This window comes from Rhizobium sp. AC27/96 (assembly GCF_001692325.1).
Taxonomy (GTDB): domain Bacteria; phylum Pseudomonadota; class Alphaproteobacteria; order Rhizobiales; family Rhizobiaceae; genus Rhizobium.
Window position 1 is genome coordinate 921247 of the sequence record NZ_LXKN01000001.1, and the last position, 19330, is coordinate 940576.

Sequence of the window (19330 nt, forward strand, 5' to 3'; positions counted from 1 at the left end):
ATGTGTATCGTCGGCACTATGAAATCTTGACTGAAACGCACATATTTCAGTCCTGCGGCTCCGGATGGAATGGAAAGCCTTTCAATCCGGGCTATATTATAATATCAGCCTTCCGCAATGAGCCTGCCAGGAATGACGTTTGAGACGAATACGGGATTAGAGACAGAATGAACGCCCCCGCCAAGACAGATGATTTTGCTTCCGCAGTACCCGCCGGCGTTTTCGCCGAGAAGGTGCTGAGCGTTACGCATTATACCGACCGGCTCTTTCGCTTTACGATGACGCGGCCGCAAGGCTTCCGTTTCCGCTCCGGCGAGTTCGCGATGATCGGCCTGATGATCGACGGCAAACCGCTTTACCGCGCCTATTCGATCGCGAGCCCGGCCTGGGCCGATGAGCTCGAATTCTTTTCGATCAAGGTGCCTGAGGGACCGCTGACATCGCACCTGCAGAATATCAAGCCGGGCGACGAAGTGCTGATGCGCAAGAAGCCGACAGGCACGCTTGTTCTCGATGCGCTGACGCCGGGCAGGCGGCTCTATATGTTCTCGACCGGCACCGGCATCGCGCCTTTCGCAAGCCTGATCCGCGATCCCGAGACCTACGAGAAGTTTGAAGAAGTCATCCTTACCCATACGACGCGCGATGTCGCCGAGCTGAAATATGGCTTTGATCTGGTCGAGGAAATCCGCAACGACGAGCTCCTGAGCGAGGTCGTCGGCGACAAGCTGCGTCACTACGCGACCGTTACCCGTGAGGAATTCCCCTTTACCGGCCGCATCACCGACCTCATCAAGAGCGGCAAGCTTTTCCGTGATCTGGGCGTGCCTGCCTTCGATATCGGCATTGACCGTGGCATGATCTGCGGCTCGTCAGCAATGCTGAAGGATACTAAGGATTTGCTGGAGCAGGCCGGCCTTACCGAAGGTGCCAACAACAAGCCTGCCGAATTCGTAATCGAACGCGCCTTCGTCGGCTAGGCGAAGCTCCATGGATGAATCAAAGGCGGCTTCGGCAACGGAGCCGCCTTTTTTATGGGTTGGTGAGATAATCGATCAGTGCCGCCATGGCGGTTCGCGCATTCTCCGCATCGCCGCCATGGATAGCCTTGATAGCCTGAATATGCATCGCGATTGCGCGATCCATACGACCGGGTGAACCGGTCGAGTACCACAGCCGGCGCGCATGCGTTTGAACCGGTCCCAGGGCCGCGATGATGAACCTGTTCGGGCAGGCCTCCTCGAGGATCTCATCAAATGTCTTGTCGGCCGCAAAGAAGCCGGGAAGATCCCCGGTCGAGGCGCATTCCGTCATCAAGCGTGCGCACTCGTCCAGCTGATCGCGTTGTTGCCTGTCGGCATGTACGGCGGCAAGCGCGGCCGCGATCGGCTCCAGCTCGCGTCTGACCTGCATGACATCTCGATGATCCTCGGGACCGATCTCGGCGATCTGCAGGCCGACGCGCGGCCGCACATGGATCAATCCCTGCCAAGCAAGCTTCTGAATTGCCTCGCGCACCGGCGTACGGCCGTGCCCGGCCATTTCGATCAACTGCTTCTCGGTGACGAGAGCGCCGGGTTTTAGCTCGAGGGTAACGATCAGATACTCGAGCGCGAGATAGGCGAGGTGGCTAAGTGAATTCTGCATTCTGGCGACGTCCGACCGAGCTTGGAGAGCACACAGTGTCACCTGGCATCATCGGAGGCAACGGCTTGTGATATATCAATACGGCTATGCGATCGCCATCCCGGTCTGCGTCACCTGGCAATCGCACAGTGATTCCGATTGATGTCAGGAGGCCGCAACGCATGCGCGGCCAGGGAGCCGCATCAGTGGCCGATAATAGAAGAAAGCGTTGATTGCTTCCGTTTCGCAGCCATCAGCAGATCAAGTTCCGTCGATGACGGGCCGAATTTGTAGAAGATGCGCTTCGCTTCAGTCTCGTCGAGACGATACTTTCGCGCGAACTCGGCAATACTGTATGGCCGGCCTCGCATGACCTTGCGAGCTGGTGTCCGATTGGTGTTTTCCGTCATGTTGCATCCTTTCGGTTCCATTTTCGTACATAGCGCCGCAAAGATGGTTGGAAAGGCCTGTGCCTGCATTATGCCGTATGAATGCAACAAAAAAGGGAAGGCGAGATATCCCGTCTTCCCTTTCTCCTCTTCCCGATTGGGGCGTCTTCCGCCCCGTCGTATCGCTATCGCCTGATCAAACGGCCGATGAAGATCAGGATGCAGGCGCCGATAAAGCCCGTGATCAGGTAGTTCAGCCATACATGGAAAGGCAACGCGATCCCGAGCACGCCAAACAGCCAGCTGGCAACCAGCGCGCCAACAATGCCGAGGACAATGTTCATGATAATGCCAGTGTTGCTTTTCATGATCATCTCGGCGAACCAGCCTGCCAGGCCGCCAATGATAATTGCTGCGATCCAACCGACGTGTGCGTCTTCCATAAAAGAACCTCCTGAGGACCCGACGGGTTGTTAACATTAACTGATATACACCAAAAACGATTCGCACCCCAATACTTGCGGGGCGATGCAATGAAGCCGTGCATTGCAACCCTGATTATTGAGGGAAATTGTTACGATTGTTCCGGCGAACGGAACCGTAATGCCTTTACCCGCAGCTTTTTCGCCAACCGCGATTCTCCAGCCTGGGCCAGTATTCGGTTGATCCAGACGGTAAGCGCGGCGATTCCATAGGCTGGAGGTGAGGAAAACCGTCCAGAGACAGGTACAACCTCGATTTTATGGGTTGACCGCAATAGGGCGTCTGCATATGTTCCGCGCACTTCCAGCCGGGGCGGAAACGCCCGCGGAAAGGGAGAGCGTAGCTCAGCTGGTAGAGCAACTGACTTTTAATCAGTAGGTCATGGGTTCGAGCCCCATCGCTCTCACCACATTAAGTGGCTAATACACCTCCACAACATCAATATTATCGCCCACTAATTGTATGTGGTCGTTTGCAAATCTCACACTCAGTTTGCAAGAATCCGTTCTTAACTCGTTCCGTCGCTCCAAGCCTTCATCCGCTTCCGCCTGCTTATTGGCTTCTTGAAATGCCTCAAGCTTAGCGATCGCCTGCTCGGCCAATTGGACTTTACCCCCGGTAATGAGCGTCGAGAATCGCCTCGGAATTTGAGAAAACACCATTCTCACCATTACTGGCTTGAGAATTCATAGGCCGACCGCGACTTTGACGCAGGCTTCAAAAAGCGAGTGCGGACCTGTCTTCAAGATCGGAACGACAGAATACCATCTTTAAGATTGGTTGGATCGAATCTATTCAACCGTCGGCATCGCGCGGCCCGTTTTTCGTCGGATAAACAACGACATTAAGCGTCGTTTAAGTTTCGAATGCGACTCTGCTGTCGGGGGCCAGGGGAGTTAATGTCACCACCAAATTCGCGCTGGGTCACGCTGACCCTGAACGAACGCAAGAAGCTGTTTCGTCTAATAATGAAAATACTACTGCCAATTTTTGGGGTGTTGACTGTGGTCGGGATCATCCTGCTGGTCTTAGTTAACTAGGTTCTGATCTCTTGCAAAATGCCAAAGGCGCTCTTCGGGGCGCCTTTTTACTGGCACGCATGCTATGACGGGTCTGTCTAGGCAGGCCGCTGATAAAGATGGTTGGTGACTACGGATCGTGCTCAATATTGCTTAGTATTCGAGACCTCGATCAAGATGCTTTCGACAACTGCTGATGACTTGATTTCTACCATGAGGTCCATTCATCACCATTGGCCGCAGTGTCAGAACTTGTTGTCATTGTAGAAAATAGCAGTTTGCAGACGTTTCATAAGTCGTTGATTCGGCATGATCGATATCGAACGCAGTCTATTTTTACGCGGTAGAAAAACATTACGTAAAGCACCTGTTTCTAATTAGTAGGTCATGGGTTTGAGCCCCATCGCTCTCACCACCGAATTCCAGGCGCGTTGGTGATCCCCTCCAATTACTCACATTGTTCTCGCAGGCCCGCCTGCGGTCACTCTGTTGATCGGCATCAGGCGCTTTTCTATGTCGCGATTTCTAGTGACCGGCAACAATCATGCTGACAATTGGGCGGTTGGCGGATCTGGTGATTGCCTGGCGGCGGGCCGGGGAGGTATACGCGGGAGGATGGAGCCGCGAGCTTCCTGGGAGCACCCGCTCTCACATTGATGTTCTACTTTCAAACCATGCTGAGCGCGCTGAAAAGTGACTGGCGGAAAGTGGTAATCCGGCGCTAAAATAGTCTGTGCCGATGAGACGACCGATAAAGACGATGGACGCATAATGGAATTCTTGGCTGAACTATCCTCATGGGAAATCTACGCAATCGTTTGCGGCTTGTTTGGTGGCCTGGGGATTTTATTCGGCGTGATCGCCAGGAAGAGGGTGGCGATACCGTTGAGCGTGCTGCCCTTGTTGGGGGTAGCCATGACAACGCCGGTGACCGAGCAGTTTGTCATTCCGCAGCTTGCCAACCGGTATCCGGTGGTGTTCGCCAACAAGGATCTGCCCAAGAAAATCGATCAGCAAACCACGCTGAAGAAAATAGATCTGACCGATAGCATCTACAGCTATTTCTATGATCTGGACCTCGATGACGACTGGTTCGACGCGCCTCTGGTCAAATCCGCCCAGCTTTCCGATTTATGCAATTCCTTGTTGCCGAAGTTCGTGTCCGGCGAAGCTTCCCTCGCCAATTACATCTATCAGCTCAAGGGCAAGGATTACTCCTTTTCGGTCGACAGCTCCGATTGCTTGTAAGGGCGTCTGTCGCGTCAATGCGATGTAACGCGCTCCGCGCGACCTCAGGTGCAGACAGGTTTTCGGATTTGATCGGCCGCGCCAAGCCTTTCACAAGTCGCCGTCCAGCCTATGCCATCGCTGAAAGCGCAACGATCCCGACGACGGTAAGGCCACCGAAGACCGGTAGCAATATGAGCATTATGCGCCGGGCAAGCTTCGTCTTCTCGATTGAAGTCATGATCAGATTCCTCACATGCCAGTGAAACTGAGAGGTTTAGATTCATGATGAATCGCATCAATCGTCGCATTATAATCTTAGGTGTCGCTAAAAGTACACTATCTAATGTAACGATGCATATCCTTCGGCATTGCCGCAATGTTCTCCGGATTGATGAGGCTGAAAATGTGCGTCCGACGAAGGGTTGCGATGCCGCTTCGTCGGACGCTGCGGCATCGGCGCGGAGGCACCGGTGCCGCCGTCTCCGGTGCAGTGCGGGCACCGGGGACGGGTGGAAGCTGCCGGTTATCCTGGAGACACCGGTCGATCATTGTTGAGATATACGTGCCATCCTCGTGGTTAGTTTCAGTGTCGCTCGCTATTCGGCAGTTGGGGCCGATGGTCGCGTTGCGCACGGCTTCAGAAGTGTTTTCCGCGGAACCTAATCGAATCCGCCGTGTTTCCCTTGAGATCAAAAGGAGAAACACATTGGCAGAAGATCAGTCCCGCAATCCGCATGGCGGAAGAGAGAATGAACAGTCGCTGGCAAAAATTCAGCACAGCAAGGCTCATGATGTGAAGCAGGCCGCAGACACCGATGACAAGGGTGCGCTCGTCGCGGATCCTCGCAACAGATTGGTGGATGGCAAGATCGACCCGGTGACAAAGGAGCTCAAGCCGAAAGGCAAATAAAAGCAAGGTCGATTGGCTCGTGAACTCGCCTGTGAGTTCCGTCATATTTTTCCCACGAGATATGCTGGTGAAGGCGGCTTTAGATAAACGCAGGCGAGATCAAAACATGTTGACCACTATCGTCTTGCGTGCATAACTCCCATCATTGTGGGGGATTGCTTAATGAGAATCGCAGGCTTCGCCATCATCGCTGCTTCGGCGATGTCTGTTACATCATGCGCCATGACGGTGCCTGTCGCGGTGATTTCCGGCAAGGGTGAGGTCATGCGGGGGACATCCACCGCAGCGATGTCCGGTGGCAGTTTTCAGGTGTCCGGCAAGCTGAATGGCAAGCCGGCCAGATGTGCCGGCACGTATGATCCTTTCGATACATCCGTGACGATTTCCATGCCGGTTCAATGTTCTGACGGTCGAAAGGGGTTTGTGATCGCGACGCGTCAGGCCAATGGCGTAGACGGTTCCGGTCGCGTCCGGCTGACGGATGGCACGGAAGCCGATTTCGTGTTCGGTCGAGCCGCTGCCGGGTTTTGATCCGCCCTAAGGGTTATTCCAGGCCATCCAACTACTTGCCGTAGCGATCATCAATCAACAGCATCAGCTGTTGGAGGCGCCACTCATGGTAATCAACTTTACCGCCGTTTTAGCGGTAAAGTTGATCATTGAGCAAAGGCAATCCTGGATTTTAGGACTTGCCGCCGTTCTTCTTGCAATCGCTTCTAAACTTGGCGCGAGCTTTTCCGTGCAGACCTTTGGCATCGGCCTGGGCCGAACATGCCTTGGAAACGGCCGTTTGAGCCGGCTTTGCAGCCTTTGGCTTGGTGGTGGTGGTTTCCGATTTCGCTGCGGGTGCTGTCGTTGTAGCACTTGGCGTTGTCGTTGTGGCGCTCGGTGTTGTCGTCGTGGTGCTGGGGGTCGCCGTTTGCGCCATGGCGCTTACGCTGAAGAGCGCGACAAAGGCTGCAGTCGTGAACATGGTAACGCTACGCATGGGGGTTTTCCTCCGCTAAGTACTTGGGTGGAATGCACGTTGTTCAACGAACCGCCTCAGCTTGAACCAATATTTTTGCAAAAGCAATTCGTTCGTTGGGCTGTTCTGCGACCGTTGGTCGCGCCCTATATCCACCGCTTCCGGCTATTGGGTCGGCACTCCTTTTATCTCGCGCAGGCGTCTCTCGAGCATGCTCCCTCGAAAAGGTGATTGGCTTTCCGGCATTCGCGACGGTAGGAAGAGGGCGAAATGACATAGCCGGAGTCCATCGTGTCGCTTGCCGATATCTCGCTTCTCAGCGCCCTGATTGCCGGGGCGCTTTCGTTCCTTTCCCCTTGCGTGCTGCCGCTGGTGCCGCCCTATCTCTGCTACATGGCCGGAATTTCCGTCGAGCAGTTTCGTGGCGGTGGCGCTGCCGTGGCGACAGGGCCAAGCGTTCGCGGCAATGTGCTGATGTCGGCGCTGTTCTTCACCTTGGGGTTTGCCACCGTATTTGTCGCGCTCGGCGCCGGCGCTTCGTCGATCGGTCTGTTGTTGCGCCAGCATCTCGATATTCTCTCGAAAATCGGCGGCCTCATCATCGTCGTTATGGGATTAAATTTCCTCGGTGTTTTCCGCATCGGCCTGTTCGCCCGCGAAGCGCGTTTTCAGGGCAACGGCAAACCGGCGACCTTGACGGGCGCCTATATTATGGGTCTCGCCTTCGCCTTTGGCTGGACACCCTGCATCGGCCCGGTTCTCGGCGCTATCCTCGGTGTTGCAGCCTCTCGCGAGACCGTCGGTGCCGGTGCCGGTTTGCTGGCGGTTTATTCGCTGGGCCTTGCCATACCGTTCTGGATCGCAGCCGGCTTTTCCGGCGCCTTCATGAATTTCCTGTCCCGCTTCCGCCGCCATCTCGGCACGGTGGAGAAAGTCATGGGTGGGCTGCTGGTGCTGACGGGTCTGGCCTTCATCTTCGGCTATGTCAGTGACATGGCGATCTGGTTTCAGCAGACCTTTCCAATCTTGATGAAAATCGGCTAAGTCCGGCGATACCGTTCGCCTTCATTTCCTCGGCAAAATGGAACATGCCCGATGGCTGACATTGTCGGTCTGCTGCTGCCGTTCTTCGGCCTGATACTGATCGGCTATGCCGCCGCGCGCATTACCAAGCAGCCGGCGGAAGCGTTAGGCTGGCTCAATACCTTCATCATCTATGCGGCCCTGCCGGCGCTGTTCTTCAAGCTCGTCTCGCAGACACCGATCGAGCAACTGACACGCATCGATTTCATCGCCACCGATATCGCCGCGACCTATTCGATTTTTCTGCTGCTATTTCTGATCGGGCGCTTCCTGCGGCGCAATTCGCTCGCCGACAGCACCATCCAGGCATTTGCCGGAGCCTATGGCAATATCGGCTATATGGGACCGGGCCTGGCACTTCTGGCCCTTGGAGAGAAGGCGGCCGTTCCCGTTGCCCTGATTGTCTGCTTCGAAAACGCGCTGCATTTCATCGTCGCGCCGGCCCTGATGGCTTTGGAAGGTGGTGATAAGCGCTCCATCCGGCGCCTTTCTGCGGATATCGCCCGCAAGGTGCTCTTGCACCCCTTCATTCTGTCGACCGCTTTGGGCTTTGCCGTGGCCGCGCTCTCAATTCCTCAACCCACTGCCTTCGAGCGATTTGTCAACTATCTGGCGCAAGCGGCTGCCCCCTGTGCTCTATTTGCAATGGGGGTAACGCTCGCCCTGCGTCCGTTGAAGCGGGTGCCGGTCGAGATCGGCTATATCGTGCCGGCAAAACTTATCCTGCATCCACTCATCGTTTATATCGTGCTGCAGGCGGTCGGCGGCTTCGATCCGATCTGGATCGAAGCGGCAATGCTGCTGGCCGCCTTGCCGACGGCCACGAACGTCTTCGTCATCGGCCAGCAGTATGGCGTCTGGCAGGAGCGGGCCTCCGCCACAATCCTGATCACCACGGCCTGTTCCGTGGTGACGGTTTCGCTGTTGCTCTATCTGATAAAATCGGGCGCGCTACCGGCGCAGCTTTTCTCTTAGCATCGAAGGGAGGTTCCGCAGGCTGCCACCGGGTTCGATGCCTTCGCGCATGACGATATTCCGGAGCGGTGCGATGGCGGAGAGCACATGCAGCCCCGCGGCGCGCAACATCTGCACCGGCAGGAAATCCGAAAGAAGCGAGCGATTGAGCAAGTCGACGCTCGTCGTGCGGCTGATAATGTCGGCGCGCCGCTTGCTGTCGAACCGGTCACCGGCGGAAGCTGAGATGGGTTGATCCGTCGTGCCACTGAGAATGTCGGACAGCGCCAATATATCGCGCAGGCTCAGATTGAGGCCCTGCGCCCCGATCGGCGGAAAGACATGGGCGGCCTCACCGATCAGGGCGGCGCGGCCCTTGCCGAAGTGGCGGGCCGTCATGCCGGAAAGCGGCCAGACCTGAACATTATCCTCGATCGTCACCTGGCCGAGCATCGATTGCATGCGCTCTTCGACCAGCCTGCCGAGCTCTTCCAGCGACTTTTCGGCAATGGCCGCGGCTTCCGCCGGCTTCTGCACCCAGACGAGGCTGGAGCGATTGCCGGGCAGGGGCACCTGCGTGAACGGGCCACTTTCGGTGTGGAATTCGGTGGAGATGTTCTGATGCGGCAGAGTGTGTGCGAAATTCAGCACCATGGCCGATTGCGGATAGGACCAGCCCTTGACCTTGATGCCCAGGGCCTCGCGTACCATCGAGTTCCGGCCATCGGAGCCGACAACGAAAGCGGCTTCGATCTGTTCGCCATTGTCGATCGCAATCGTCACGCCATCATCGCGAAAGCTGATTTCGGAAGCGGTGGCTTCGATGCGGGCGATATTGCCTTCCGCTTCGATGGCCTTGCCGAGCGTGTCGAGCAGCACGGCATTCGGAATATTGTAGCCGAAAGCGTCGAGACCGATTTCCGAGCATCGGAACGAGACGGTCGGCGCACGCAGCAGCCTCGATGTGCCGTCTATGATCCGCATCGTTGTCAGCGGCGTCGCCGAAGGCGCGATCTTTTCCCACAACGTCAGTCGCTCGAGAAAGCGGATCGATTGGTCCATCAGCGCCGTCGTCCGCTTGTCGGCCTTGTTGTGTGGCGCTGCCACCAGGGCGACGGATCTTCCGCCGCGCGCAAGCGCGAATGCGGTGATCATACCGGCCAGGCCGCCGCCGATGACGGCCACTTCAATCTGCTTCATATCGATGCCTCAATTGCTTCTCGCTCTGAAAATAGGCGCTTAGCCTGTTGAAATCCATGGGATGAAACATCGCAGCGGGTGAAAATGACAGGAACACGCGCTAGCGTGTCGGGGACGAGCGCTTTTGCGCTGGCGGTGAAGACCAAAGGATGCATATTAGCAAGAAAAACCGTCTGCCGGGGCAGGCGCATAAACCGACGAGTCATGGGGCGGATGAAAATCTTCAAATATAAACGGGTGCCATATGCGGAGATTCGTGCCTTCTCCGTACATATATTGACGGCATCTGGGTCTTTTCTCGCCTTTCTCGGCGTCGTCGCGGCCTCGGAGCATCGCTTTGTCGATATGTTCTGGTGGCTCGGTCTGGCGCTGCTGGTGGATGGCATCGATGGGCCGATCGCCCGCAAGGTCCGCGTCAAGGAAGTCCTGCCCAACTGGTCCGGCGATACGCTTGATAATATTATCGATTATGTGACCTATGTGCTGCTGCCGGCCTTCGCGCTCTATGAAAGCGGCATGATCGGCGAGCCCTGGTCCTTTGTCGCAGCCGGCATGATCGTGGTTTCCAGTGCCATCTATTACGCCGATACCGGCATGAAGACTGAGGAGTATTTCTTCTCTGGCTTCCCGGTGGTCTGGAACATGGTGATCTTCACGCTCTTCGTGATCGATGCGAGCGCCACGACAGCCATGATCGTGGTCGGCGTTTCCGTCGTCCTCACATTCCTGCCAATAAACTTCCTGCACCCGGTACGCGTCAAACGCTTGCGGCCGCTCAATCTCGGCATATTCCTGTTCTGGTCGGCGTTGGGCGTCTATTCGCTGCTGATGCATTTCGTCATGCCGCAATGGGCCGTTGTCCTGTTTATCATCAGCGGTATCTATCTCTATTGCATCGGCGCCGTGCTGCAGTTTTTCCCGTCTCTCGGGCGTCAATGAGGATTGCGCATCATGACTAAGACGAACGTCATTCAGATCCATGAAAATGGCGGCCCGGAGGTCATGAAGTTGGAGGAGGTGGATCTGCCGCCTCCTGGTGCCGGTGAGGTTCAGATTCGCCAGGCCGCCATTGGCCTGAATTTCATAGATGTCTATTTGCGGTCGGGCCTCTATAAGGCGCCGCGCTTTCCGCTGCAGCTGGGGAAAGAGGGCGCGGGCACGGTTACCGCCGTCGGCCCCGGCGTCTCCGATTTCTCCGTTGGAGATCGTGTCGCCTATGCCGGCAGTGACGGCGCCTATAGTGTTGAGCGCAATATCGAGGCCCGCCATCTGGTCAAGGTGCCCGACGACATCCCGCTCGAAACGGCGGCTGCGATGATGCTGAAAGGCATGACGGCCGAATATCTGCTCAACCGCACCTTCAAGGTCGGACCAGGTACTACATTGCTGTTTCATGCCGCTGCCGGCGGCGTTGGCCTGATTGCCGGCCAATGGGCCAAGGCTCTTGGTGCGGCAACGGTGATCGGGACGGCCGGTTCGCGGGAAAAAGTCGAGCTGGCATTGGCCCATGGCTATGACCATGTCATCGACTATAGCCGGGAAAATTTTGCCGAGCGCGTTCGGGAGATCACCGGTGGCAAGGGTGTCGATGTCGTCTACGACTCAGTGGGCAAGGACACGTTTCCGCAGTCGCTCGACTGCCTGAAACCGCGCGGCATGTGGGTTACCTTCGGCCAGTCCTCTGGGCCGATCGAGAATTTCAATCTCGCTACCCTCAATCAGAAAGGCTCGCTTTTCGCGACGCGTCCAAGCCTTTTCGCCTATGTCTCCACACCTGAAGAGCTCAGAGCCAGCGCCGGGGCGTTATTTGCTGTTGTGCAAAGCAACAAAGTGCGTATCAATATTCATCAGACTTATCCGCTTGCTGATGCAGGGCGCGCACACGCGGATCTGGAAGCCAGGAAAACGAGTGGAACTACACTACTGATCCCATAGATCCGTAAAGGGCAGGACGGTGGGAAGGAAATGAGGGGAACGTGTCATCATCTGATGTACCGGCGGCCGGCGCGTTGTTGTCGGTTCGCAAACTGACGAAGCTGTTCGGTAGTTTTGCCGCCTGCAATGAAATCGATCTGGAAATCCAGCCGGGCGAAATTCACGCTCTGCTCGGCGAAAACGGCGCAGGCAAATCCACGCTCGTGAAGATGCTGTTCGGCGTGCTGGAGCCGACGCATGGAGAGATAGTCTGGCAGGGCCAGCCCGTTGCGATCGACGCGCCGGGTACGGCCCGCAAGCTCGGCGTCGGCATGGTCTTCCAGCATTTCTCGCTCTTCGAAGCACTGACGGTTGCTGAAAATATCGCCCTGTCGCTCGACAGCAAGATACCGATCGCGAAAATATCCGAGGAAGCGGCAAAGCTGTCGCGTGCCTATGGCCTGCCTCTCGATCCCAATGCGCATGTCGCCGACCTCTCCGTTGGTGAGCGCCAGCGTATCGAGATCGTCCGCGCGCTGCTGCAGAATCCGAAGCTGATCATTCTCGACGAGCCGACTTCGGTGCTGACTCCGCAGGAGGCCGACCGTCTGTTCGAAACCCTGTTCCAGTTAAGGGACGAAGGGCGTTCGGTGCTTTACATCAGCCACCGCCTCGAAGAAGTGCAGCGCATCTGTTCGCGCGCCACGGTGCTTCGTCACGGCAAGGTGACCGGTGCCTGCGACCCACGGCAGGAAACGACGGGCTCGCTCGCCCGCATGATGGTCGGCAGCGATGTCGCCAGCGTGCAGCATGAGGGACTTGGAAAGCCTGGCGACATCCAACTGGAGGTCGCGGGTCTGACTGTCCCGGCGCGGACGCCCTTTGCCATGTCGCTGAAGGATGTTTCGTTGCGCGTGCGTGCCGGCGAGGTGCTGGCGATCGCAGGCGTAGCCGGAAACGGGCAGGGCGAGTTGTTCGATGTCATTTCCGGTGAATACACAGTCCCGTCGGACAATCTGATCCATGTGCGCGGCAAGGCAGTTGGTACCAAGGGTATCAATGCCCGCCGGTTGCTCGGGGCCGGTTTCGTGCCGGAAGAGCGCCATGGCCATGCCGCCGTTTCGGCGATGAGGCTCTCGGACAATCTCGTGCTGGCCCGCAATCAATCGGACCGCAAGGCATTCCTGCTCGGTCGGTTCCTCAAGGTCATCCGTCACCGCGTCGTCAAGCAGGCTTCCAAGCGGATCTGCGAGGCGATGGACGTGCGCAAGAGCGGCGATGATCCAGCCGCCGGCGCGCTTTCCGGCGGCAATCTGCAGAAGTTCATCGTCGGCCGCGAGCTGGATCGCCAGCCGAGCGTGCTGGTCGTCAATCAGCCGACCTGGGGCGTGGACGCAGGCGCTGCGAGCCGTATCCGGCAGGCGCTGGTCGATCTCGCCCGCGACGGTTCGGCGGTGCTTGTCATCAGCCAGGACCTTGACGAGATCTTCGAAGTCGCGACCGAGATAGCGGTGATCTCGGAAGGGCGCCTGTCGCCATCCTATCCAGCCGGCGAACTCACACGCGAAAAGATCGGCTTGCTGATGGGCGGTATGCATGAATCCAGGACGCATTCGGAGCCCGCGCATGCGCATTGAACTTGAAAAGCGCCCGCAGGTCTCGAAGCTGTTTGGCATCCTGTCACCGCTGCTTGCCCTCGCGCTGGCGCTGATTGCCGGCACCATCATGTTCGCCATCATGGGCAAGGATCCCGTGGAGGCGCTGGATGCCTTCTTCGTCGAGCCGCTGCTGGAAGTCTGGTCGCTGCACGAACTGGCGATCAAGGCTGGCCCGCTGATCCTGATCGCTGTCGGTCTCTGCGTCTGCTACCGGTCCAACAACTGGAACATCGGAGCGGAAGGTCAGTTCTCGATCGGGGCCGTTACCGGCTCGTTCATTCCGATTGTCTTCACCGATTGGCATTCGCCGATGGTCCTGCCGTTGATGCTGATTGCCGGCGCAATCGGCGGCGCTCTCTATGGCGCCATTCCGGCGCTGCTGAAGGCGCATTTCAACACCAACGAAATCCTGACCAGCCTGATGCTCGTCTATATCGGGCAACTCTTCCTGGATTGGCTGTCGCGCGGACCGTGGCGCGATCCCCAGGGCCATAATTTTCCGCAGAGCATCGATTTTCCGCCTGAGGCGGTGCTGCCGGCAATCTGGGAGGATTCCGGCCGCGCGCATTGGGGGATCGTCTTTGCCGTCGTTGCGGCTGTCCTTGCCTGGTTCATGATCAAATACACGCTGAAGGGCTTCGAGATAACCGTGCTCGGCCAATCGGCGCGGGCAGGGCGGTTTGCCGGGTTTTCGTCGCGGAAAATGGTCTGGTTCTCCTTTCTCTTCTCCGGTGCGCTCGCGGGCCTTGCTGGCATTTCCGAGGTCTCAGGCTCGATCGGCCATCTTCAGCCGGCTATCTCGCCGGGCTATGGCTTTACCGCAATCATCGTTGCGTTCCTGGCGCGTCTCAATCCGCTGGGTGCGATCCTGTCGGGCTTCGTCCTGGCGCTGACCTATCTCGGCGGTGAGGCGGCGCAATTGTCGCCCGGCATTTCCGCCAAGGCGGCAAGCGTCTTCCAGGGGCTGCTGCTGTTTTTCGTGCTCTCCTGCGATACGCTGATCCATTACAAGATCCGTCTGGTCTGGTCGCGCGTTCGGGGAGGTGCGGCATGAGCATCTTTGAAGCAATCCTGCTGACCATCATCACCGCATCGACGCCGCTCGTCATTGCCGGCCTCGGCGAACTGGTGGTGGAACGCTCTGGCGTGCTCAATCTCGGCGTCGAAGGCATGATGATCATGGGTGCGGTCGCCGCTTTCGTCGGCGCACAGATGACGGGCTCGCCTTACGTAGGGCTGATCACCGGTGTCGTTGCCGGTGCGTTGTTTTCACAGCTGTTCGCTTTCCTGACGCTGACGCTCGTCACAAATCAGGTCGCCACGGGTCTTGCTCTGACCATTCTCGGCCTCGGCCTCTCCGGCATGATCGGCGAGGGTTATGTGAGCGTGCCGGGCGTGCAGCTGCAGGAAATCGTCTTCCCGTTCCTGTCTGATATCCCGCTTCTCGGGCCGGTGCTGTTCAAGCAGGACCTGACCTTCTACCTGTCGATTGCGCTGCTCATCGGCGTCAACTGGTTCCTCTTCCGCAGCCGAGCGGGCCTGAAGCTGCGCGCCGTCGGTGACAGCCACGGCTCCGCCCACGCTCTCGGTATCGACGTCATCCGCACACGCTATCTGGCGGTGATGTTTGGGGGCGCCTGTGCGGGGCTTGCCGGCGCGCAACTGTCGCTCGTCTATACGCCGCAATGGGTCGAGAACATGTCTGCCGGTCGCGGCTGGGTGACGCTGGCTCTCGTCGTCTTCGCGTCCTGGCGGCCGCTGCGCGTCATGGCCGGCGGCTATCTCTTTGGCGCTGTTACGATCCTGCAGTTTCACGCCCAGGGTTTTGGCGTCGGTATTCCCTCACAATTCCTGTCGATGCTGCCTTACGCATCGACTATTGTGGTTCTCGTCATCATCTCTCAAAATCGCCGCGCGACCTTGATCAACACGCCAGCGTCGCTCGGCAAGCCCTTCGTTCCGGAGCGCTGAAGACAAACAGCCGGACGGATTTTCTGCAAAACATGTCAAACCAACAGGGGTAACCATGAAAAAACTAGCACTCGCCCTCTCAACGACAGCCGCTGCCATCGTTGGTTTCGCCGCTGCCGCCGAAGCGGCCCCGACCAAGGTCTGCTTTGTTTACGTCGGCTCGCATACGGACGGCGGTTATTCGCAGGCGCATGACCTCGGCCGCCAGCAGATCCAGAAGGAATTCGGCAACAAGATCGAGACGCCTTATCTCGAAAACGTACCGGAAGGCCCGGATGCCGAGCGCGCCATCGAGCGCCTCGCCCGTTCCGGCTGCTCGTTGGTCTTCTCGACCTCGTTCGGCTTCATGGACGCCACCGTCAAGGTTGCCGCCAAGTTCCCGAAGGTGAAGTTCGAACACGCCACCGGCTTCAAGAGCGGCCCGAACCTCGCCACCTACAATTCGCGCTTCTATGAAGGCCGTTACATCCTCGGCCAGATCGCGGCGAAGACGTCGAAGAACCACGGTGCCGCCTACATCGCCTCCTTCCCGATCCCGGAAGTCGTCATGGGCATTAATTCCTTCGAGCAGGGCGCCCGTTCGATCGATCCGAGCTTCAAGCTCAAGGTCATCTGGGTCAACACCTGGTTCGACCCGGGCAAGGAAGCCGACGCCGCCAAGGCCATGGTTGACCAGGGCGTTGATGTCCTGACCCAGCACACCGACACCACGGCACCGATGCAGGTGGCTCAGGAGCGTGGCATCCACGCATTCGGCCAGGCCTCCGACATGATCGCCGCCGGCCCGAAGGCGCAGCTGACCGCTATCGTCGACACCTGGGGCAACTACTACTCCAAGCGCGTTCATGCGCTGCTCGATGGCACCTGGAAGTCCGAGCAGAGCTGGGATGGTCTGAAGGACGGCATCCTCAAGATGGCCGACTATACAAACATGCCTGACGACGTGAAGAAGATGGCGCAGGAAACCGAAGCCAAGATCAAGTCAGGCGAGCTGGCACCCTTCACCGGCCCGATCAACAGGCAGGACGGCACACCGTGGCTGAAGGCTGGCGAGAAGGCCGATGACGGTACGCTGCTCGGCATGAATTTCTACATCGAAGGCGTCGATGACAAGCTGCCGGCTTCGAAGTAACCGCCGAAAGATAAAGTGAGTTGAAAAGGGGTGCCTATGGCGCCCCTTTTTTGCTGCGCCGCACCATCGAATGCCGATTTACAAAAGTATTACTGTATGATGTTTCTGATCTCGGGCCGAGGAGACGGCCCTTGGGAGAGACGTCGCTGATCTATCCGGAATCGTTTTTTCCATTTATACATCAGCGGGATATTCGCTTGCCATGGTCGGCGCCGAGCTTGGCTCAGTTGCGGTCGTGGTCACGGGCGGAACACTGCTAACGGGAGGAGCGGAGTTCGGCGGAGGAACACTCATCGGAATTCTCATACAGGGCCTGATACAGACCTGCGCCACCTTTGATGGAATGTTTTCCAGTAGATGGACAAAGGCCTGATCGGCTTGCTGCTGTTTGCCCCTATTCTGATGCAGAAGGATCTTCTGCTGCTTTCCCGTTTAAATCGACATGACGTCTAAGGGAAGGACGGGGTGCTTTGCGTAGCAGACTGCTTGATACGAGAAAAACCGAGGGGAAGTCGCGGACGAGCCATGCGCAGGTGGTCGACGACCTCGGCAAGGCAATCGTATCGGGTGATTTTCCGATCGGCAGCATTCTCCCTGGCGACAGCGACCTTCTCTTACGGTTCAAAGTATCCCGCACCGTTCTGCGCGAGAGCATGAAGACCCTGGCGGCAAAAGGGCTGGTCGTGCCGCGCGCCCGCGTCGGCACACGCGTCACCGAGAAGATCTACTGGAACATGTTCGACAACGATGTGCTCAACTGGCATTTCGAAAGCGGGATCGACAAGGAATTCCTTCTGCATCTCTACGATATACGCATGGCCTTCGAACCGTTTGCCGCCAGCCTTGTGGCGGAGCGCGCCAGCCGTGAAGACATCGATCTGTTGCGGCGCCTCGCGGCTTCCATGGCCGCTCCCCATCACACGTCGGACAGCCTGGCCGTTGCAGATCTGCATTTTCATCTGGCCATCACCGAGGCATCGCAAAACCCGTTTATGCGCTCGCTCGGCGGCCTGATCGAGGCCGCGCTGGTCGGCATGTTCCGCATGAGCGCGCCGAGTTCCACAACAGGCTTCGGCAACATAGCGGACACGCACATGGCAATCGTCGAAGCCATTGCTGCGCGGGATACCGTTGCTGCCCACAAGGCTATGGAGTTCGTCATCGTCGACGGACGTCAACATGTCCTTGAAGCTTTTGCGGCTCTTGCCGAGGCTTGAGTGCCGCTGCTAATTTCGCCGTAGTTAGCCACTCGACTAGTTGCTATTAGGAAACTGTGCCCGACAGCGGGCACTGCCTGATCGTACACCTCGGAGCCTGTAATGGAACGCACCTGCCTCGCCATCATCCTCGCCGCCGGCGACAGCACCCGCATGAAATCGTCGATCTCGAAGGTGCTGCACCCGATCGCCGGCCGGCCGATGATCGCCCATGTCATGGAGGCGATCACCAAGACCGATATTTCGGCGGCAGCACTTGTCGTCGGGCGCAACGCCGATGAAGTCAGCGCGGCTGCATCGATAGGCGGAATTACGGTTGAATCCTATCTGCAGGAGGAGCGCCTCGGCACCGGCCATGCTGTGCTCGCAGCGCGCGAGGCGATTGCACGAGGCTATGACGACATCATCGTTGCCTACGGGGACGTGCCGTTGCTGACCGACGTCCCGCTGCGCGCTGCGCGCCAAGGCCTCGCTGAAGGCAATGACATCGTCGTCATCGGTTTTCACACCGACAGCCCGAATGCCTACGGCCGGCTGCTCGTCAAGGATGGCGAACTCATCGCCATACGCGAAGCCAAGGATGCGACGGATGCCGAGCTGGCGGTTACCTGGTGCAACAGCGGTCTGATGGCGATCAATGGTCGCAAGGCGCTGGATCTGCTCGATCGCATCGGCAACAGCAATGCCAAGGGCGAATATTACCTCACAGACCTCGTTGAAATCGCCCGCTCGCTCGGCGGTCGCGCCGTGGCCGTCGATGCACCGGAGGTCGAGATGACCGGGTGCAATAATCGCGCCGAACTCGCCTTCATCGAACGCCTCTGGCAGGAGCGGCGGCGTCACGAGCTGATGCTGTCGGGTGTCACCATGATCGCGCCCGAGACCGTGTTTCTCGCCTATGACACCGTCATCGGCCAGGATGCGCTGATCGAGCCGAATGTGGTCTTCGGCCCCGGCGCCGTCATCGAAGGCGGCGCGATCGTCCACGCGTTCTCGCATGTCGAGGGCGCCCATGTCAGCGTCGGCGCGACGGTTGGGCCGTTTGCGCGGCTGCGGCCTGGCGCCGATCTCGCCAGCGGCTCAAAGGTCGGCAACTTCTGCGAGGTGAAGAACGGCAAGATCGGCGAAGGCGCCAAGGTCAATCATCTGACCTATATCGGCGATGCGGCCATCGGCGCCGGCAGCAATATCGGCGCGGGCACGATCACCTGCAACTATGATGGGGTCAACAAGTTCGAGACCCATATCGGCGCCAACGCCTTCATCGGCTCCAACTCCTCGCTCGTGGCGCCCCTGCATATCGGCGATGGCGCCTATATTGCCTCCGGAAGTGTCATCACCGACGACGTTCCTGCCGATGCACTGGCCTTCGGGCGTGCGCGTCAGGAGATCAAGCCGGAACGCGCCAAGGCCCTGCGCGAACGCGCCCTTGCCATCAAGGCAGCAAAGAAGGGCAGCCACTAAACCCCTGGGCGTCACGCGTAACGGTCCGAAATCGAAAGTGACCGTTGCGGCAATTGAGAAAATTGCAGGAATGATTAGGACTTGCCCTCGTAACTGAGGCCAGACGGAGAGTT

Annotated in this window: 19 protein-coding genes, 1 tRNA gene and 1 pseudogene; 16 read left to right on the forward strand and 5 right to left on the reverse strand. The window is 58.1% G+C overall.

Features of this window, described 5'->3' with window-relative positions; all coding sequences use genetic code 11:
• Nucleotides 1-167 precede the first annotated feature (167 nt).
• A complete protein-coding gene (locus A6U86_RS04590) occupies nt 168-980 on the forward strand; it encodes a ferredoxin--NADP reductase (protein WP_068386499.1) in 813 nt (270 codons plus the stop codon).
• Between the two features lie 52 nt (nt 981-1032).
• On the opposite strand, the gene A6U86_RS04595 is transcribed toward A6U86_RS04590, so the two are convergent.
• The 3 genes from A6U86_RS04595 to A6U86_RS04605 all read right to left on the reverse strand — a co-directional run bounded on the left by A6U86_RS04595 (nt 1033) and on the right by A6U86_RS04605 (nt 2458).
• The gene (locus A6U86_RS04595) at nt 1033-1647 is read right to left on the reverse strand and encodes a GntR family transcriptional regulator (protein ID WP_068386502.1); all 615 of its coding nucleotides are present in this window, start codon (nt 1645-1647) and stop codon (nt 1033-1035) included.
• Nucleotides 1648-1829: 182 nt separating this feature from the next.
• Nucleotides 1830-2036, reverse strand: coding sequence for a hypothetical protein (locus tag A6U86_RS04600; protein ID WP_068387894.1), 207 nt, complete (start codon nt 2034-2036; stop codon nt 1830-1832).
• 164 nt (nt 2037-2200) lie between these two features.
• Nucleotides 2201-2458: a GlsB/YeaQ/YmgE family stress response membrane protein gene (locus A6U86_RS04605; protein WP_068386504.1), complete on the reverse strand. Its 258-nt coding sequence runs from the start codon at nt 2456-2458 to the stop codon at nt 2201-2203.
• A 373-nt stretch (nt 2459-2831) separates the two neighbouring features.
• On the opposite strand from A6U86_RS04605, the gene A6U86_RS04610 reads away from it, so the two are divergent.
• From A6U86_RS04610 to A6U86_RS04630, 4 genes are all read left to right on the forward strand, one after another.
• A tRNA-Lys gene (locus tag A6U86_RS04610) sits at nt 2832-2907 on the forward strand.
• 1381 nt (nt 2908-4288) lie between these two features.
• Complete coding sequence (locus tag A6U86_RS04620) at nt 4289-4765, forward strand: hypothetical protein (RefSeq protein ID WP_244509825.1); 477 nt, start codon at nt 4289-4291, stop codon at nt 4763-4765.
• 568 nt (nt 4766-5333) lie between these two features.
• On the forward strand, nt 5334-5657 hold the full coding sequence (locus A6U86_RS35110; protein WP_141683623.1) for a hypothetical protein: 324 nt from the start codon (nt 5334-5336) through the stop codon (nt 5655-5657).
• Between the two features lie 162 nt (nt 5658-5819).
• Nucleotides 5820-6188 (forward strand): hypothetical protein, encoded by a 369-nt coding sequence (locus A6U86_RS04630; protein ID WP_068386515.1) that lies wholly within the window; start codon nt 5820-5822, stop codon nt 6186-6188.
• A 151-nt stretch (nt 6189-6339) separates the two neighbouring features.
• On the opposite strand, the gene A6U86_RS34590 is transcribed toward A6U86_RS04630, so the two are convergent.
• The gene (locus A6U86_RS34590; protein ID WP_083196717.1) at nt 6340-6645 is read right to left on the reverse strand and encodes a PsiF family protein; all 306 of its coding nucleotides are present in this window, start codon (nt 6643-6645) and stop codon (nt 6340-6342) included.
• Nucleotides 6646-6915: 270 nt separating this feature from the next.
• On the opposite strand from A6U86_RS34590, the gene A6U86_RS04640 reads away from it, so the two are divergent.
• Together A6U86_RS04640 and A6U86_RS04645 are read left to right on the forward strand one after the other, a co-directional pair.
• A complete protein-coding gene (locus tag A6U86_RS04640) occupies nt 6916-7668 on the forward strand; it encodes a cytochrome c biogenesis CcdA family protein (protein WP_068386521.1) in 753 nt (250 codons plus the stop codon).
• A 51-nt stretch (nt 7669-7719) separates the two neighbouring features.
• Entirely contained in the window at nt 7720-8682 is a 963-nt protein-coding gene (locus A6U86_RS04645) for an AEC family transporter (RefSeq protein ID WP_068386524.1), read from the forward strand.
• On the opposite strand, the gene A6U86_RS04650 is transcribed toward A6U86_RS04645, so the two are convergent.
• Nucleotides 8659-9861, reverse strand: a complete 1203-nt coding sequence (locus A6U86_RS04650) for a UbiH/UbiF family hydroxylase (protein ID WP_068386527.1) — start codon at nt 9859-9861, stop codon at nt 8659-8661. The two genes, A6U86_RS04645 and A6U86_RS04650, sit on opposite strands and share 24 nt — an antisense overlap.
• 213 nt (nt 9862-10074) lie before the next feature.
• Here A6U86_RS04650 and pcsA point away from each other — a divergent pair, with 213 nt between their 5' ends.
• The 9 genes and pseudogenes from pcsA (at nt 10075) to glmU (ending at nt 19217) form a co-directional block, all read left to right on the forward strand.
• Nucleotides 10075-10800: a phosphatidylcholine synthase gene (pcsA, locus tag A6U86_RS04655; RefSeq protein WP_068386530.1), complete on the forward strand. Its 726-nt coding sequence runs from the start codon at nt 10075-10077 to the stop codon at nt 10798-10800.
• A gap of 12 nt (nt 10801-10812) precedes the next feature.
• A complete protein-coding gene (locus A6U86_RS04660; RefSeq protein WP_068387896.1) occupies nt 10813-11796 on the forward strand; it encodes a quinone oxidoreductase in 984 nt (327 codons plus the stop codon).
• A 41-nt stretch (nt 11797-11837) separates the two neighbouring features.
• Nucleotides 11838-13412 (forward strand): ABC transporter ATP-binding protein, encoded by a 1575-nt coding sequence (locus A6U86_RS04665; RefSeq protein ID WP_068386534.1) that lies wholly within the window; start codon nt 11838-11840, stop codon nt 13410-13412.
• Nucleotides 13402-14487, forward strand: coding sequence for an ABC transporter permease (locus tag A6U86_RS04670; protein WP_068386537.1), 1086 nt, complete (start codon nt 13402-13404; stop codon nt 14485-14487). The genes A6U86_RS04665 and A6U86_RS04670 overlap by 11 nt, the downstream gene beginning before the upstream one ends.
• Nucleotides 14484-15404, forward strand: coding sequence for an ABC transporter permease (locus A6U86_RS04675; RefSeq protein WP_068386540.1), 921 nt, complete (start codon nt 14484-14486; stop codon nt 15402-15404). The genes A6U86_RS04670 and A6U86_RS04675 overlap by 4 nt, the downstream gene beginning before the upstream one ends.
• Nucleotides 15405-15459: 55 nt before the next feature.
• The gene (locus tag A6U86_RS04680; RefSeq protein ID WP_068386542.1) at nt 15460-16536 is read left to right on the forward strand and encodes a BMP family ABC transporter substrate-binding protein; all 1077 of its coding nucleotides are present in this window, start codon (nt 15460-15462) and stop codon (nt 16534-16536) included.
• A gap of 142 nt (nt 16537-16678) precedes the next feature.
• Nucleotides 16679-16989: pseudogene (locus A6U86_RS34595) on the forward strand (sugar ABC transporter permease YjfF); the annotation flags it as partial.
• 17 nt (nt 16990-17006) lie between these two features.
• A complete protein-coding gene (locus tag A6U86_RS04685) occupies nt 17007-17753 on the forward strand; it encodes a FadR/GntR family transcriptional regulator (RefSeq protein ID WP_068386544.1) in 747 nt (248 codons plus the stop codon).
• A gap of 102 nt (nt 17754-17855) precedes the next feature.
• Entirely contained in the window at nt 17856-19217 is a 1362-nt protein-coding gene (glmU, locus tag A6U86_RS04690) for a bifunctional UDP-N-acetylglucosamine diphosphorylase/glucosamine-1-phosphate N-acetyltransferase GlmU (protein ID WP_068386549.1), read from the forward strand.
• Nucleotides 19218-19330 lie beyond the last annotated feature (113 nt).